At 59.7% G+C, this 1,232-nt stretch carries 1 protein-coding gene; it reads left to right on the plus strand.

The features are described 5' to 3' along the window. The first annotated feature begins 92 nt into the window (after positions 1-92). Positions 93-1,076, plus strand: a complete 984-nt coding sequence (locus tag CKO15_RS13745) for an IS5 family transposase (RefSeq protein WP_200197393.1) — start codon at positions 93-95, stop codon at positions 1,074-1,076. Positions 1,077-1,232: the final 156 nt, after the last annotated feature.

Below are 1,232 nucleotides of genomic sequence, written 5' to 3' on the forward strand. Positions count from 1 at the left end.
GGAGACACTGATTTATTCCGGCCCTGCCGTTCCGCTGTCGGTCCGGAGTTGAGATAATACGGCTCTGGCCCACAACCGAGAGTGCGCCCCCGATGCAATCGAGCTTCTCTGATCTGGAATATGCCGCCAAGAAGAAAGTCACGCGTCGTGACCGGTTCCTGGCCGAGATCGAAGCGTTGACACCGTGGGACGCGCTGCTCACGGAACTCAACGATTTCTACCCCACTGGCGAAGGGCGTGGCCGTCCACCGATCGGACTGGCCAAAATGTTGCGGATGTACGTCGCGCAACAGTGCTTCGGCCTGTCCGACGAAGGAATTGAGGACGCCATCTACGACAGCCAGGCGATCCGGCGTTTTGTTGGCATTGATCTGGCGCGCGAAGACGCGCCGGATGCCACCACGCTGTTGAAGTTCCGCCGTCTGCTGGAGCGTAACAATCTGACCCGCAAGATCTTCACCGTCATCAACGACCATCTTGCCGCCCAGGGGCTGATGCTGCGCGAGGGCACCATTGTGGATGCGACCCTGATCGCCGCTGCACCGTCGACAAAGAACCGCAAGAAAGCGCGTGATCCGGAGATGCGTCAGGCCAAGAAGGGGAACCAATATTACTTCGGCATGAAGGCGCACATTGGTGTCGATGCGCACTCCGGGCTGGTGCACGCGGTGGTGGGGACGTCGGCCAACGTCGCTGATGTCACCCAGGCCAATCAGTTGCTGCACGGTGAGGAGCGGGAGGTGTTTGGTGACGCCGGATACCAGGGCGTGGAAAAGCGTCCGGAGAACCGGGACACAGCGGTGAAATGGCACATTGCCATGAAGCGGAGCAAGCGCAAGGCGTTGCCGCAGAACGCCGCCGGGCGAGTGGCTGATGCAATGGAGACGCTCAAGGCGAAGATACGCGCCCGGGTCGAACACCCCTTCCATGTGCTCAAGAACCTCTTCGGTCATCGCAAGGTCCGCTACCGCGGCCTTGCCAAGAATGAGGCGCAGCTCTTTTCGCTGTTCGGCTTCGCCAACCTGGTGCTGGCAAAGCGCCGATTGGCGACCAAACACGCCTGGAGTCCGTCCTGAGAGGGCGGATCGGGCGCCAGGAGGTGCTTCACCACACGAAAATAAGCCCGTTTTGGCCCAAAATCGGAAAATTGACGTCCAGCACCTGAACAAAAATCAATCGATGCTGTAATCTTCGGCTTTCCACGCCGAAAGCCCGATTACTTCAGCGTTTCC

Source organism: Halorhodospira abdelmalekii, assembly GCF_016583625.1.
In the GTDB taxonomy this organism is placed as follows: Bacteria; Pseudomonadota; Gammaproteobacteria; order Nitrococcales; family Halorhodospiraceae; genus Halorhodospira; species Halorhodospira abdelmalekii.